The sequence below is a fragment of the Paraburkholderia sp. SIMBA_027 genome (assembly GCF_046535315.1).
In the GTDB taxonomy this organism is placed as follows: domain Bacteria; phylum Pseudomonadota; class Gammaproteobacteria; order Burkholderiales; family Burkholderiaceae; genus Paraburkholderia; species Paraburkholderia tropica.
The window spans coordinates 1-266 of record NZ_JAWRWY010000738.1 but is presented as its reverse complement, the minus strand read 5'-3'; the positions used below and the strand labels follow the sequence as shown (position 1 = coordinate 266).

General features: G+C 64.7%; 1 pseudogene. It reads right to left on the bottom strand.

The features are described from left to right. Positions 1-266: pseudogene (locus SB764_RS41010) on the bottom strand (FAD-dependent oxidoreductase); the annotation flags it as partial.

Sequence of the window (266 nt, the reverse complement as noted above, 5' to 3'; positions counted from 1 at the left end):
CACGAGGTCCGCGCGCAATACGATGCCGTCGCTGAGCGACACGGTTGCGTGATCGGCACCGTCTTCCACGGATACGACCGTGCCGCCGGCATGGTAGTGGACGTCGGGAAGTGCTGCGCGCAGTACGTGATACATCTTGCCCCACGCGGTCAGGGTCTGCGGCAGTTCGCGCTCGGACAACACTGCGCCGCTCTGCGCGAATGTCACGCGCGACTGCACTTTGACGCCGATCGAGTCATCGATTGCGATCCCGGCCGCAGTCATGG